Below are 13,465 nucleotides of genomic sequence, written 5' to 3' on the forward strand. Positions count from 1 at the left end.
GGTCGGTACAGAGAGTGCCGAACTGGTGATGCAGCTGCAGGATCTGCTCGCGGACAATGCTGATGTCCAGGAATTCCTAACGGAGCTGAGTCGGATGGCCTCCGAGCAGCTTTCCCTGCCGGACAATCCCATCTCCTGTGGAGTGACGGTTCTTCGCCGGAAGAAACCGCTGACGGTAGCCAGCAGCGACGAGCGTTCCAGAACACTCGATGAAGTGCAGAACAGCTACGGCGACGGTCCGTGCCTGACCGCGCTTCGCGATGGCGCCATCATCAGCGTTGCGGAGGTGGAGAACGAAACCCGCTGGCCAGACTATATGCGTGCCGCGGAATCCTGTGATGTGCAGTCCATTCTCTCAGTGCCCATGGACGTCAGAAACTCCGGCAAGGCAGTCCTCAACCTCTACTCAGCGCGCGTCCGCGGATTCTCGGAGGACAGCATCCTTGCTGCGCAGGACGTTGCAGAAGAGGCAGCCAGGGCGCTTCACCTTGCATTGAAGATTGCGCAGCTCAATGAGCTCAAGGACAATCTCAGTGCGGCGCTGGAATCCCGGACGACTATTGCTACAGCAGTTGGCATCATCATGGCCGAGAACCGTTGTTCCCGAGAAACGGCGTTCCAGATCCTTGTGGATGCCAGCAGCCACCGGAACGTGAAAATGCACACGCTGGCCGAAGGCGTCATCGGTCGGGTAGCGGGTGATCATGACAAGGCTCCGGATTTCGACGAGTAAGCCCTCCGAACTGCACCCTGCCCGTCAAGCCGAAGGCACACCATGATCAAGAAACCGCCACTGGATGAGCTGTCCGCCGCCGTCGGCCGCATTCTGGGTTTACTGCTTACCCAGGAAAAGGTGGACGATGCCGTCCACCACCTGGCCCAGGCGGTGAAAGAGTCGATTCCCAGCGCCGTGGGGGCGGGAGTCAGCATCCTCGATTCCAGCGGGCAGAGGACCAGCACGGGTTTCACCGACCCCGTCGTGCAGCAAGCAGACCGTTTCCAGTATGAGCTGGGGCAGGGACCCTGCCTCACGGCCTGGGCCTCTGAGGAGCAGGTGCTTGTCGACGATGTCGCTCTTGATCGCCGGTGGCCCGAGTGGAGCGCGGCGGTCCGGGAGCTCCCCATTCGCTCGGTGGCGAGCGTGCCGCTCATGGTGGAAGGGCACGCCATCGGCGCATTGAAAGCGTACGCAGGAGAACCCGGTGTCTTCACCATCGAGACAACCTCCCTGATGCATATTCTGGTCAGCCCGGCGGCAACGCTCCTGTCCCATATCCAGAGCAGGGAAACCGTTGAGCGCATGAGCGAAGGCCTGCAGACGGCGCTCCATAGCAGGGACCTGATCAACCAGGCCTGCGGAATACTCCTTGAACGGAAAGGCCTCACCTCTGAGCAGGCATTGATGGAGCTGATGAAGACCGCTAGGCAGGAGCGAACCTCCCTTCGCGGCGTCAGCGCTGAGCTGGTGGCCGGAACCACGGCCCGCAACACCTGAGGTTCATCGTGGGCTTTGAAAGCTACGAACCTGAACAGCGCCAGGGTCTCAGCGAGGTCCTGGCGCGAGCGGACATCACCACGGGCGAGCTGTGGCTTCGCTATTTCAGCATCGGCGGTTCCGCCGGAGAGTATGAGGTGGACGCCTACCTGCAGAGCCTGATCTCGTTGCCGAAACTGGAACGCGACCTCCTGGCCATGGCTGCGAACGAATTGTGCGCCGACGGATCCGGTCCGCGCGCTCCCTACTCGGACGAACTGCCGCCGGCGGACGCCCCGCAGGACTGAGAGCGCACGCTACTCTGCCGGCGCTGCGGTACTGGAACGCACAATCATCTCGGTGTGGGCCGTGTGGTTGGAGCGTTCTCCCGACTCGGCGGGGCCGGCGAAGAGCTGAAGCATTCGTTGCACGGCACGGCTTCCCTGCAACGCCGGGTACTGCGCGATGGTGGTCAACCCGAAAACCTCGCCGAGGTCATGTCCGTCAATGCCAATCACCGAGAGGGCATCCGGAACCCTGATTCCCAGTTCCCGTGCGGCAACAATGGCGCCGATCGCCATCTCATCCGAGGCGCAGAAGACGGCGGTGGGACGGTTCCGGGGATACCCGAGCACCTGTTTGGCGCTGGCATATCCACCGGGAATCGTGAAGTCCGCATAGGCAAGCCATGAGGGAAGAATTTCCAGACCGGCAGCTTCCATGGCTACCTCGTAGCCGCGGCGGCGGCCTTCCGAGATATTGAAGTCCCTGGCAGCGTCCTCAGGCCCGCCGATGTAGGCGATCCCGCGGTGTCCCAGACTGATCAGGTGTTCGGTGGCCAACTGGGCAATGGCGAACTCGTTGACGCTGATGGTGTCAGCGCCGGGAAGGGGACCACCGATACCGACAATCGGCTTGCCCACCGCCAGCAGCTGTCCGAGTTCAGTTTCGGACAGCTGCAGGGAAACGGAGATGACGCCGTCGCAGCGTTGGCGCAGCAGGAACTCGGAGAAGACGCGGTCCCGGTGGCCCGCGCCGTCGCTCACGTTATACAGCGTCAGATCATAGCCAGCGTCCAGAAGTGACGCCGCAACGCTGTCCACAATCTGGGAAAAATACCAGCGATTGACTGATGGAACAACGACGCCGACATTGCGGTTCCTGCCCGAGGCAAGTGATGATGCCGAGAAGGACGGCACGAAGTCCAGCTGCTTTGCAGCCTCAAGAACCTTCAACCGTGCCCGCTCGGACACCTGGCCGTTGCCGCTGAGGGCACGGGATACCGTGGCAGTTGAGACGCCGGCGAGCGCTGCAACATCCTTGATGCCAACCACGGTGCCCTCCCTCAGAGCAAAGGACGGGCGCGGTCCTCTTAGTTGAGTTTTATCCATACGCACCGGTTCGGCGCCAGGACGCCCTCTGCACCGGCATCCGCGTGACTCCCTGCGATGACCGTGCCCGATGGTACATAGGCATCAGATTCTCCCATGTTCATGATCACCATGACGTCATTGTTGAGAAACGCGATGATGTCCGTGTCCATGTAATCCGCAGCCCAACTCAGCGAGCCGGCACCGAGACGGAGCTGTTTGCGAAGTGCGAGCGCCGAACGGTACAGGTTGAGGGTGGAATCTGGATCGGACTGCTGGACGTCGCGCGCCAGGGTGTACCAGTCTTCCGGCTGGGGCAGCCATCCGCCGCTGGTGGAGCCGAACCCGTAGTGCGGCTCGTCAGCCCGCCATGGCAGCGGAACCCGGCACCCGTCCCGGCCTACGCGTTCTCCGCCCGTGCGGATGAACGTCGGATCCTGGCGCTGCTCGTCCGGAATCTCCAGGTGGTCCGGTAGCCCGAGTTCCTCACCCTGGTAGAGGTAGACGCCACCAGGGAGTGCCAGCATGGCCAACGACGCCGCCCGTGCACGGTCGAGCCCGACCTCCGGATTGTTTTCGCCTAACCGCGTAGCGTGCCGGGTGACATCGTGGTTGCTCAGGACCCAGGTGGTCGGCGCATCCACGCTGTCGAACGCCTGCAATGAGTCAGTGATGATCCCGCGAAGTTCAGCGGCATTCCAGGGGTGGTTCAGGTAGGCGAAGTTGAAGGCCTGGTGCATCTGGTCGTGGCGGACCCAGTTGACCAGACGGGACAGCGGATCGATGCTGGCTTCCGCACACAGGATGCGGTCGCCGTCGTACTCGGCAAGAACTGACCGCCACCGGCGGTAGATGTCATGGATTTCTTTCTGGCCGAACATCGGCGCAGCGTGGCCCGGGTAGCCGTCGGTGGAGCAGCCATCGGGGCGGCCGTGCCAATCCGGGAGCCCCTCGGCCTTGACCAGGGCGTGCGCAACGTCAACGCGGAAACCGGTGACGTTGCGGTCCAGCCAGAACCGCAGGATCCGCTCGAACTCGGCGTGGACCGCGGGGTTGTCCCAGTTGAAGTCCGGTTGGGAGGAATCGAAGAGGTGCAGGTACCACTGACCGGGCGTGCCGTCGTCGTTCAGCGTGCGCGTCCAGGCCGACCCACCGAAGTGGGACTGCCAGTTGTTCGGCGGGTTGGAGCCGTCATCCCCGGAACCGTCGCGGAAGATGAACATGGCCCGCTCAGCCGAACCGGGACCTGCTGCGAGGGCGGCTGTGAAGAGCGGGTGGTCACTGGAGCAATGGTTGGGCACGAGGTCGACGATCACCTTGATGCCCAGCTCTGCTGCGCGGGCAGTCAGCCCGTCGAAGTCGTCGAGCGTTCCGAACATCGGGTCGACGTCGCAGTAATCGGCGACGTCGTAGCCGCCGTCGCGCTGCGGGGAGGTGTAGAACGGCGAAATCCAGATCGCGTCAATGCTGAGGTCGGCCAGCTGGTGCAGCTCGGCGGTGATCCCGGCGAGGTCCCCCTGGCCGTCGCCGTTCAGGTCCCGAAAAGATCGCGGGTACACCTGGTAGATCACGGACGAGCGCCACCAGGCGTCGTCGTCGTGAGCGGTGTGAAGGGGTTCGTGGAAAGCGGGCGCTACAGACTGCGCGGACACAGCAGGGGCCAGGGAAACAGCGTTGGGCATGAGGAACATGCTAACCCCGGTTGCCGAGAAAATGGAAGCGTTTACATGAATGAGAAGTTACCCCCACTCTTGCGAATGCCGGTATTCCGCAGAAACTGGGCGATCCCAGCCGTGTTGTTGTACAGACTGGCCGTAAGCGCTTACGATGTGTTGTGCCTCACTGGTTCCGTTTCGGATCCGACGTGTTCGGCGCAACCAAACAGGTCTTCCATTTACAACCGCGCTATGCAGCGCAAACCCTCAGTATCGGCTGCCTCGCGGCGCCACAGAAAGGTTCACCAATGAAGGTGCAAACAACCAGACTCCTGAATCGCCGGACGCTGGCCACCGCGGCTTTGTCCGTCGCGATGCTGGCCGTCACTGCCTGCGGTGGCGGATCCACCGACACCGCCGCGGGAGAATCCGCTGCGCCAACCGACCTCGCTGAAGGCGGATCGACCACCCTGACCATGTGGGTGGACGCGGAGCGCGCTCCGGCACTTGAGCAGATCGCCGCCGACTTCAAGGAAGATACCGGCATCTCGATCGACCTTGCGGTGAAGGACTTCGCAGCAGTACGCGATGACTTCATCACCCAGGTGCCTACCGGCAACGGACCAGACCTGATCGTCGGCCCGCATGACTGGATCGGTACCTTTGTGGAGAACGGCGTTGTTGCTCCCATCGAACTGGGAGACAAGGCTGGAGAGTTCCAGGAGTCCGCAATCCAGGCCATGTCCTACGAGGGCAGCCTGTACGGCGTGCCGTACGCAGTCGAGAACATCGCGCTGCTGCGCAACACCGATATGGTCTCCGAGGCTTCCGAGACCTTCGATCAGGTCATCGAGAAGGGCCAGGCAGCGGTTGACGCCGGCGAAGCCGAGTTCCCGTTCCTGGTTGGCCTCGATCCCAAGCAGGCGGATCCGTACCACATGTACCCGTTCCAGACCTCGATGGGCGTTCCTGTCTTCGCTCAGAACGAGGACGGCAGCTACGATCCCTCGAAGCTGATGCTCGGTGAGCCCAACGGCGTTGAGTTCGCGAAGAAGCTTGTTGAGTGGGGTGACACCGGTTCCGGCGTCCTGAACTCCAACATCACCGGAGACATCGCCAAGGAGAAGTTCCTCGCCGGCGAGTCCCCTTACTACCTGACCGGCCCGTGGAACGTTCCTGCTGCACAGGAGGCCGGCATCAACCTGGCCATCGATCCGCTGCCCACCGTGGGTGATGAGCCCGCCCAGCCGTTCATCGGCGTCAACGGCTTCTTCATCTCCTCGCAGAGCTCCAACGCTCTCGCAGCCAACGAGTTTGCAGTGAACTACCTGACCACCGAAGAGGCGCAGGACGCGATGTTCGGCGTCGGCGGCCGTCCCCCGGCACTGACCGCGTCCTTCGACAAGGCAGCGTCAGATCCCGTAGTTGCCGCATTCGGTGAAATCGGCGCCAACGGCGTTCCGATGCCCGCCGTACCCGAGATGCAGGCAGTCTGGGCCGACTGGGGCGCAACCGAACTCGCTCTCATCAAGGGCGCCGTCAAGCCGGAAGAGGCCTGGCCGGCAATGGTGAAGAACATCGAGCAGAAGATCGCTGCCGGATAGCTACACCCTTTGAAAGCCGTTGTGGGCCGGACAGACCCCGGCCCACAACGGCTTCGCTTTACCTGCATACCTGCCTCATTGCCTTCCACCTGCCCGGCCCGCTTCGCCGAAGTGCCCTCAACGAAAGCTCCGCCGCATGCCCACCACCACTGCCTCCCCCGCCGAGTCCACGAAGCGGTCCCGGACCCTTCGCCCTTCAGATTCCGTTGCCGGTCTCCTCGCAAAGATCATTCTGCTGGGACTCGTTGACGCCTTTGCCGTCTATGTCCTGATTGTCCTGTTTCTGCAGGAAAAGTGGATAGTGCTGGTGCTGGCCGCTGCGGTCACACTACTCATCAACTGGATCTACCTCCGGCGCGGCGGGCTGCCCGCCAAGTACCTGGCCCCGGGAATTTTCTTCCTCCTGCTCTTCCAGGTGTTCGTCATGATCTTCAGCGGCTACGTTGCGTTCACCAACTACGGTGACGGCCACAACAGCACCAAGGAAGACGCCATCTCGTCCATCCAGCTGGCGGCGCAGCAGCGGGTACCGGACTCCCCCGCCTACCGGGTCACCATCGTTGAGCAGGGCGGCGACTTCCACTTCCTCACCACCGATCCCGACGGCGACATCAGCATCGGCAGCACGGAAGAACCGCTCGAAGAAGTTTCCAACGCCGTCACCGACGGCACCGGCAAGGCGACCGAACTCGAGGACTACCGCACCCTGCAGTTCGACGAGATCCTCGCGAACCAGTCCGAGATCCTTGCGCTGACCGTCCCGTTCTCTGAAGATCCCGACGACGGAACCCTGCGCACCAGCGACGGCTCCACTGCGTACGTGTTCAGCCCAACCCTTGTCTACGACGACGCGTCCGACACCTTCACCGACACTGAAACCGGAACGGTCTACTCAGACTCCGGCGAGGGAACCTTTGTCTCTGCGGACGGTCAGCAACTCAACACCGGCTGGAAGATCGACGTCGGCTTTGCGAACTTCGTCAAGGCATTCTCCAATGAGGACATCCGCGGACCCCTCCTGCAGGTGACCCTCTGGACGTTCACCTTTGCGCTGATCTCGGTGCTGTCCACGTTTGCGCTCGGCCTGTTCCTGGCCAACGCTTTCAACCACCCGAACCTTCGCGGCAAGAAGATCTACCGCATCCTGATGATCCTGCCCTACGCGTTTCCCGCCTTCCTTGCCGGCCTCGTCTGGTCCGGTCTGCTCAATCCGGAATTCGGCTACGTCAACAACACGTTCTTCGGCGGCGCGAACATCCCGTGGCTCACGGATCCATTGCTCGCGAAGTTCAGCGTGCTGCTGGTGAACCTGTGGCTCGGATTCCCCTACATGTTCCTGGTGTGCACCGGTGCGCTGCAGTCGCTGCCCGAGGACGTCAACGAAGCCGCACGGCTCGACGGCGCCAGCCCGTGGAAGCTCTTCACCTCCATCAAGCTCCCGCTCCTGCTGGTCTCGGTTGCTCCGCTGCTCATTGCGAGCTTCGCGTTCAACTTCAACAACTTCAACGTGATCTACATGCTTACCGACGGCGGCCCGCGGCTGTCGGACACCACGGTCAACGTGGGCGCAACGGACATCCTGATCACCATGGTGTACGAGGTTGCGTTCGGCAGCGGCGTGGGGCGTGACTACGGCCTCGCAAGCGCGCTGTCCATCATCATCTTCTTCATCGTTGCCGTGATCTCCGTGATCAGCTTCCGGCAGACAAAGTCTCTCGAGGAGATCAACTAATGGCTACCGAAACCCCCACACCGCTCCTCGCTACGCCCAGTCACGGCACGACGACGCCGCCGCCGGAACGCCGCAAACAGTCCTTCGGTGCGTGGTTCCGTGACAAGGGGTGGCGGCATGTGGTCGCGGTCATCACCACGGCGTTTGCGATCTTCCCGCTGCTGTACGTTCTGTCTGCTGCCCTGAACTCCACTGGCACCATGGCCGGTTCCAACGTGCTCTTCAGCCGGATTGACTTCGGCAACTTCGAGGAACTGTTCAGCAATCCCAACCGCCCGTTCGGCAAGTGGTTTATGAACACGCTGGTGATCGGCGTTGTCACCTCGGCGGCAACGGTCTTCCTCGGGGCTTTGGCCGCCTATGCATTCAGCCGCATGCGGTTCAAGGGCCGCCGGGTCAGCCTGCTGTCCCTGCTGGTACTGCAGATGTTTCCGCAGCTGCTTGCCGTCGTCGCAATTTTCCTGCTGCTGAACTTCATCACCGATGTGGTGCCGTGGCTGGGACTGGGCAGCCAGCTAGGGCTGATCATGGTGTACCTCGGCGGCGCGCTCGGTGTGAATACCTACCTGATGTACGGGTTCTTCAACACCATTCCGGCGTCCCTGGACGAGGCGGCGCGGATCGATGGCGCCAGCCACGTTCAGGTATTTTTCACGATCATCCTGCCGCTGGTGACGCCGATCCTGGCCGTCGTCGGGCTGTTGGCGTTTATCGGTCTTAGCAGTGAGTTTGTGATTGCCAGCGTGGTGCTCAATGACCCGGACAGCCAGACCCTCGCCGTTGGCCTGTACTCCTACGTGGGTCAGCAACGGTCCGAGAACTGGGGAGTGTTCGCCGCCGGTGCTGTGCTGGCTGCCCTGCCGGTCATGGCGCTGTTCCTTTACCTGCAGAAGTACATCGTGAACGGGCTCGCGGCCGGATCGGTCAAGGGCTAAGGAACGATGTTCCAGGTTCCGCATCACGACGGATCGGCACTGTATGTGCCGTCCTCCCCCGATCTCGGTGCTGCGGTGCCGGTCCGTCTTCGGGTGCCGCATGCGTTCGGTTCGGTCGAGCGGGTGTTTGTCCGGTCGCTGCGTGATGCGGAGCCACACTATGACGAGGCGGTCCTTCTCGGCACGGACGGTGCGTGGGACTGGTGGGAGGCCTCAGTTCTGCTGGTGAATCCTGTGACGCGGTACCGGTTTCTGCTGGAGGTTGGCGCTTCCGAGGGCTCATCCTGGCACTGGCTGAACGCCGAGGGGTTCTTCACCCGGGATACGCCTGATGTGCACGACTTCCGGATGGTGACCCATGAGCCTGCACCTTCATGGGCGCGGAGCGGCGTGATCTACCAGATCTTCCCGGACCGGTTCGGGCGTTCTACGTCGGCGGCATCCGAAGCTCCGGATTGGGCGGTTCCCTGCGATTGGGATGCTCCGGTTCAGCCAACCGGCCCCGATACGCCGTACCAGTTCTATGGCGGCGACCTCGACGGGATTACGGAGCGGCTCAATCACATCGCCTCGCTCGGCGCCACGGTGGTGTACCTGACGCCGTTCTTTCCGGCGCGTTCCAACCACCGGTACGACGCATCGACGTTCGCCATGGTGGATCCGTTGCTCGGCGGCGATGAGGCGCTGATCCGGCTCGTTTCGGCGGCTCATGAGCGGGGCTTGAAGGTAATTGGTGATCTCACGACCAACCACACGGGAGCTGCGCACGAGTGGTTCCGGACGGCGTCGTCCGATCCTGCCTCCGAGGAGGCCGGTTTCTACTACTTTTCCGAGGACGGCTCCGAGTATGCGTCGTGGTTTGGTGTGCCGAGCCTGCCCAAGCTGAACTGGCTCTCCCCGGCGCTACGGGACCGATTCGTGAGCGGGCCGGGGTCCGTCGTCGCGCGGTTCCTGGAGGCTCCGTTCAAGCTGGACGGGTGGCGGGTCGATGTGGCGAATATGACCGGCCGCCATGGGGACGTGGACCTGAACCATTCGGTGGCTTCTGCCGTGCGGTCGACCATGCGGTCAGTCAATCCAGACACCCTGCTGCTTGCGGAATCGACCAATGATGCAGCGCAGGATTTCGACGGCGACACCTGGCACGGTGCCATGACCTACTCAAACTTCACGAGGCCGCTGTGGCAGTGGCTGGCCGGGTCCTCGGGCGTCAACTTCTTCGGGACTCCCCTGCCCGGTCCCAACCGTATTCCGGCCGAGCAGTTCGTGGAGCTGCATGCAGTGTTTGCGGCGGCATTTCCGTGGCAGGTCCGGACGCAGAACATGATCGCGCTGAACACGCATGACACGGCGCGGGCTTCGACCGTCATGGTTCCTGGTGGACAGCTGATCGGGCTGGGCATTCTGTTTTCAATGCCCGGGATTCCGACGCTCTTTGCCGGTGACGAGTTCGGTCTTGAAGGCATCAACGGTGAGGACTCCCGGACGCCGATGCCGTGGGATTCACTTACGACATCGCATCAGGACCTGTACGACGCCGTTGCTCACCTTGGCAGGTTGCGTCGGGATGTCCCTGCCTTGGCTTTCGGAGGACTGCGGTGGTTGTATGCGCAGGGCGATGTGCTGGTTTACCTCCGTGAGCACGTGTCCGGTTCGGTGTTGGTTGTGGCTTCACGGTCTGGGTTTGACGAGGTTCAGCTTCCGTTGGACCTGATTGGTGTCCCTTTGGACGGTCAGCCTACAGAACTGTGGAGTACGGGCAGTATCTCGGCGGAGTGGGCTGCCGATTCGGTAGGTTTCAGCGGCGACGGGCTCGGGATTGGGCTGTGGCAGTTGCCGGGGGTTGGGTATGGTTTCAGCCCGTGATTCCCAGTACTGCGAGCGCCACCGCTATGGCAGCGAGCACAGCAACAACTACCACCACTCGTCGCGAACCGCGCAGTACTGTGAAGCACACCGCCGCTGGGAGAGCGATGCCGGCGACTGCACCTCCAATCAGCAGAGCTGAGTAGCCCGGACGCATTCCGGTATCCCGGGGAGAGCCCAGCCCTGATGATTCAACGTAGAGGGCGAGAACACAGCCAAGTGTGGCCAGTGCACCGGCGACAGCGAACGCGATACAGGCCCCCGCGACCAGCGGGGACGATCGCTGCTGACCAGGGCTACTTCGGGTAGACCTCATTTCACCCTGCTCGAGTCACACGAGGAGACGGCGCGGCCGTTGTTGAGAGTTCCGCCAAGGCACAGTTGTGTGCTGTCTGTCGACAGACCCAGATCCTGCGTTCGGACATGCACTATCTGGTCGAGCAGACCATCACCGTTGACATCCTCTCCCCGCGCTTGGGTCTCACGCACTTTCGCCTCGCCCGGACCCACCAGGAGGGTTGTCGGCGCGACGGTCATGGCATCGTAGGTAACCGACGACACCAAGGCAATCGGTGTCACTCCCTTCGACCTCAGGTTGATGGGATTGGTGCTGCTGCCCGGCACAACGTCGACTGGTATCCACGCGAGGTCCTGAAAATCGGTTGCGCCGCGATCATCCGTGATCACGAGGGAAACAGTGCGCTCCTCATCAGTATTCAAGGGAATGGTGATCTTTTCGCCCTGAAGCACCTCATCCGTTTCCGCTGTGGAAATGTACCAGTCGAACCCGGTGATGGTTCCGTCGGAGTCACTGGATCCGGAGGCGTCAAGCACGAGCGAATTGCCCTCAACCCGGGGAGTTATGACACCGGTCGGTGCAGCGTTTTTGGGCTCCTGCTGGTGGATGGACAGCGTCACCGGCTCGCCGCCGTCGGGCACGTCAAGGCCGAACAGCTCGACTGTCCACTCTCCGGTCTCGGGGGCGCTCACCTCCACATGCTCGTGGGTGGGACCCGTCTCCCTGGTGGCGCCGGCCGGGTCAGTCGACCTGTCGAAACGCTGCCCTGAAGGGGAGATGAGGGTAAGGGAGACGTCGCTTCCCGGCCACCCGGTAACCAGGCTGATGAATTCCTTCGGCGAATCGACTACGAAGCTGTAGGTCACAGTCTGTTGAGGAAGGACCTCGAAAGTCTCAAAACCACTGTCGTCGAGCTCAGTGAGAACCGCTTCGGAGATGGCCTGCTGTCCCTCAACCGTCGGGTGGATCCGTCCGGCGGACAACAACGGATAGATCCATTCCTCACCGCCGGAACAGAGCTCATGGCCATCGAAGCTTGGGTTGGGATTGGCAAAAAGGAATCCGCTGCGCCGTGCGTTCGTCTCGATGATGCTGTTGAGTTCGTCGATCTTCTCCACCATCCACCGTTGATCGACCTTCTTGATGCCCTCGCAACGGCCGCCGGGCAGGAAGGTACGGTCACCTCCGGAGGCCGGATAGAAGTGCGGGTACCCAACGGCCGCGACAGTCGCCGTTGGAGCCGCGCGCCGGATATCACGGTAGAGGGTGACGTACGGCGTGATATCGGAAGGTGAATCAGTTTGCCCGTCGAGCCGTTCCATCGCTTCGCGCACCGGGGTGAGGACCTTGTCATCCTTGTAGCAGGTGTTGAAGGGAAGCAGTTCCATTCCGAGAAGACACTCAGCCAGAACGTCCCCGAATTTGGCATCATTGCCACCAATGCTCAGAGTGACCAGACCTGTTTCCTCGTTCAGGTGGTCCAGTTGTGGTGACTCACCCCAGGTGTCATTACGCGCACCATAGAAATCCTTCGTCACCGCTCCCTGACATGCGTGGAAGTCCAGAGTCAGGCCCCGCGCTGCGGCAACCAGAGGCGCATATGCCCTGTCTGAACGCTGGCAGTTGTTCGGGCCGCTGTCCTCGAACGTACCCGGGAAATATGGAGCCACGCCGAAACCCGAGGAATAGCTGTCCCCGAGCCCCACGTACCTGGAGTTGTCAGCGACCTCCGCGCCGGGCACGCAATCAGTTGCAACATTTCCTACCGTGCCCATGCGCAGGTTGTCGACGATCACGGCAGAGTCATACGCTCGGTCTCCCTGATCGAAGATAGAAAGGTACAAGCTATGAGGGCCCGGGGTGAGCGGAGTGGCTGCAGTAAGCAGCGGCGTCGCCCCGTCGAATGTTGTGCCGGCAGCCTCCAGCTGGCTCATGGAGGTTGCGCCTGCCGAGTTCACTGTGATGGGGCTACCCGATGGGTCATGAGCGAAATTGTCCGGGGCAATGATCTCAGACCCGGAGGTGGTCCAGGTCGATTCATCAAGTTCAGCGATGAAGGCGTCGTTGTACCTGCTGCCCACATATTCCGGATACTCCTCCGACAGGAAACGAAAATCGATTCCCACCAGGCAATTCACTGTGGACGGGACCTCGAGATCTACCCTGAGGACGGTGACGTCGAAATCTGAGTTCCCTCGGTATGGAGACCCACCCAGGTCCGCGCCGCTGCTGCCGGATGTATTGGGATCGGTGACAATCATCGCGTTTCCGGTGCTCAGCATCGCGGCCATCGGTCCGCTGGTCGGCAGTCCTGCCACACCATCGGAGACCAGCGCAGAGGCCGATGCGCCTGCCCGGGTTTCAAAGGCCGCACCGGTGACCCACGTTATGTCTCCAGCGAGAGCCTTGCCTAAGGCGACGGGATCGTCGCTCAGTTGCACCGTTGGCACCGCCGTCGCGACGGCTGGTCCGAGCAACCCCGTCACCAAGCTGATGCTGGTGGCAGTTCCCAATAACAAGCAGGCGCGCTT

The 13,465-nt window shown here is 62.1% G+C and carries 11 protein-coding genes; 7 read left to right on the forward strand and 4 right to left on the reverse strand.

The genetic code is table 11. The features are described from left to right. The first annotated feature begins 28 nt into the window (after nt 1-28). The 3 genes from ACZ2GY_RS14165 to ACZ2GY_RS14175 are packed head-to-tail and all read left to right on the forward strand — an operon-like array spanning nt 29 to nt 1,782. The gene (locus ACZ2GY_RS14165; RefSeq protein ID WP_471673600.1) at nt 29-733 is read left to right on the forward strand and encodes a GAF and ANTAR domain-containing protein; all 705 of its coding nucleotides are present in this window, start codon (nt 29-31) and stop codon (nt 731-733) included. A gap of 42 nt (nt 734-775) precedes the next feature. After that, nucleotides 776-1,495, forward strand: coding sequence for a GAF and ANTAR domain-containing protein (locus ACZ2GY_RS14170; RefSeq protein ID WP_471672180.1), 720 nt, complete (start codon nt 776-778; stop codon nt 1,493-1,495). A gap of 8 nt (nt 1,496-1,503) precedes the next feature. Further along, nucleotides 1,504-1,782 (forward strand): hypothetical protein, encoded by a 279-nt coding sequence (locus tag ACZ2GY_RS14175; protein WP_346027389.1) that lies wholly within the window; start codon nt 1,504-1,506, stop codon nt 1,780-1,782. Between the two features lie 9 nt (nt 1,783-1,791). Here the strand turns inward: ACZ2GY_RS14175 and ACZ2GY_RS14180 are convergent, their stop codons facing one another. After that, nucleotides 1,792-2,808 (reverse strand): LacI family DNA-binding transcriptional regulator, encoded by a 1,017-nt coding sequence (locus tag ACZ2GY_RS14180; RefSeq protein ID WP_277357430.1) that lies wholly within the window; start codon nt 2,806-2,808, stop codon nt 1,792-1,794. Between the two features lie 38 nt (nt 2,809-2,846). Continuing rightward, nucleotides 2,847-4,526, reverse strand: coding sequence for a glycoside hydrolase family 13 protein (locus tag ACZ2GY_RS14185; protein ID WP_471672182.1), 1,680 nt, complete (start codon nt 4,524-4,526; stop codon nt 2,847-2,849). A gap of 281 nt (nt 4,527-4,807) precedes the next feature. Between ACZ2GY_RS14185 and ACZ2GY_RS14190 the strand changes: the two genes are divergently transcribed. The 4 genes from ACZ2GY_RS14190 to ACZ2GY_RS14205 all read left to right on the forward strand — a co-directional run bounded on the left by ACZ2GY_RS14190 (nt 4,808) and on the right by ACZ2GY_RS14205 (nt 10,636). Beyond that, on the forward strand, nt 4,808-6,103 hold the full coding sequence (locus ACZ2GY_RS14190; RefSeq protein ID WP_471672183.1) for a sugar ABC transporter substrate-binding protein: 1,296 nt from the start codon (nt 4,808-4,810) through the stop codon (nt 6,101-6,103). Between the two features lie 136 nt (nt 6,104-6,239). Then, a complete protein-coding gene (locus ACZ2GY_RS14195; RefSeq protein WP_277357433.1) occupies nt 6,240-7,835 on the forward strand; it encodes an ABC transporter permease subunit in 1,596 nt (531 codons plus the stop codon). Then, nucleotides 7,835-8,770 carry a sugar ABC transporter permease gene (locus ACZ2GY_RS14200; RefSeq protein ID WP_299166331.1) on the forward strand — a complete coding sequence of 312 codons (936 nt, stop codon included), beginning with the start codon at nt 7,835-7,837 and terminating at the stop codon, nt 8,768-8,770. The genes ACZ2GY_RS14195 and ACZ2GY_RS14200 overlap by 1 nt, the downstream gene beginning before the upstream one ends. A gap of 6 nt (nt 8,771-8,776) precedes the next feature. After that, a complete protein-coding gene (locus ACZ2GY_RS14205; RefSeq protein ID WP_471672184.1) occupies nt 8,777-10,636 on the forward strand; it encodes a glycoside hydrolase family 13 protein in 1,860 nt (619 codons plus the stop codon). Here the strand turns inward: ACZ2GY_RS14205 and ACZ2GY_RS14210 are convergent. After that, entirely contained in the window at nt 10,626-10,952 is a 327-nt protein-coding gene (locus ACZ2GY_RS14210) for a hypothetical protein (RefSeq protein WP_471672185.1), read from the reverse strand. The genes ACZ2GY_RS14205 and ACZ2GY_RS14210 overlap by 11 nt on opposite strands. Then, nucleotides 10,949-13,375: a GDSL-type esterase/lipase family protein gene (locus tag ACZ2GY_RS14215; protein ID WP_471672186.1), complete on the reverse strand. Its 2,427-nt coding sequence runs from the start codon at nt 13,373-13,375 to the stop codon at nt 10,949-10,951. Before ACZ2GY_RS14215 ends, ACZ2GY_RS14210 begins: the two co-directional genes overlap by 4 nt. Nucleotides 13,376-13,465: the final 90 nt, after the last annotated feature.

Source organism: Arthrobacter sp. KKT183, from assembly GCF_055657625.1.

Coding starts and splice junctions, on each gene's coding strand:
- ACZ2GY_RS14165 (WP_471673600.1), top strand. CDS start 29: ATGCAGCTGCAGGATCTGCTCGCGGACAATGCTGATGTCCAGGAATTC.
- ACZ2GY_RS14170 (WP_471672180.1), top strand. CDS start 776: ATGATCAAGAAACCGCCACTGGATGAGCTGTCCGCCGCCGTCGGCCGC.
- ACZ2GY_RS14185 (WP_471672182.1), bottom strand. CDS start 4,526: ATGCCCAACGCTGTTTCCCTGGCCCCTGCTGTGTCCGCGCAGTCTGTA.
- ACZ2GY_RS14190 (WP_471672183.1), top strand. CDS start 4,808: ATGAAGGTGCAAACAACCAGACTCCTGAATCGCCGGACGCTGGCCACC.
- ACZ2GY_RS14195 (WP_277357433.1), top strand. CDS start 6,240: ATGCCCACCACCACTGCCTCCCCCGCCGAGTCCACGAAGCGGTCCCGG.
- ACZ2GY_RS14200 (WP_299166331.1), top strand. CDS start 7,835: ATGGCTACCGAAACCCCCACACCGCTCCTCGCTACGCCCAGTCACGGC.
- ACZ2GY_RS14205 (WP_471672184.1), top strand. CDS start 8,777: ATGTTCCAGGTTCCGCATCACGACGGATCGGCACTGTATGTGCCGTCC.
- ACZ2GY_RS14210 (WP_471672185.1), bottom strand. CDS start 10,952: ATGAGGTCTACCCGAAGTAGCCCTGGTCAGCAGCGATCGTCCCCGCTG.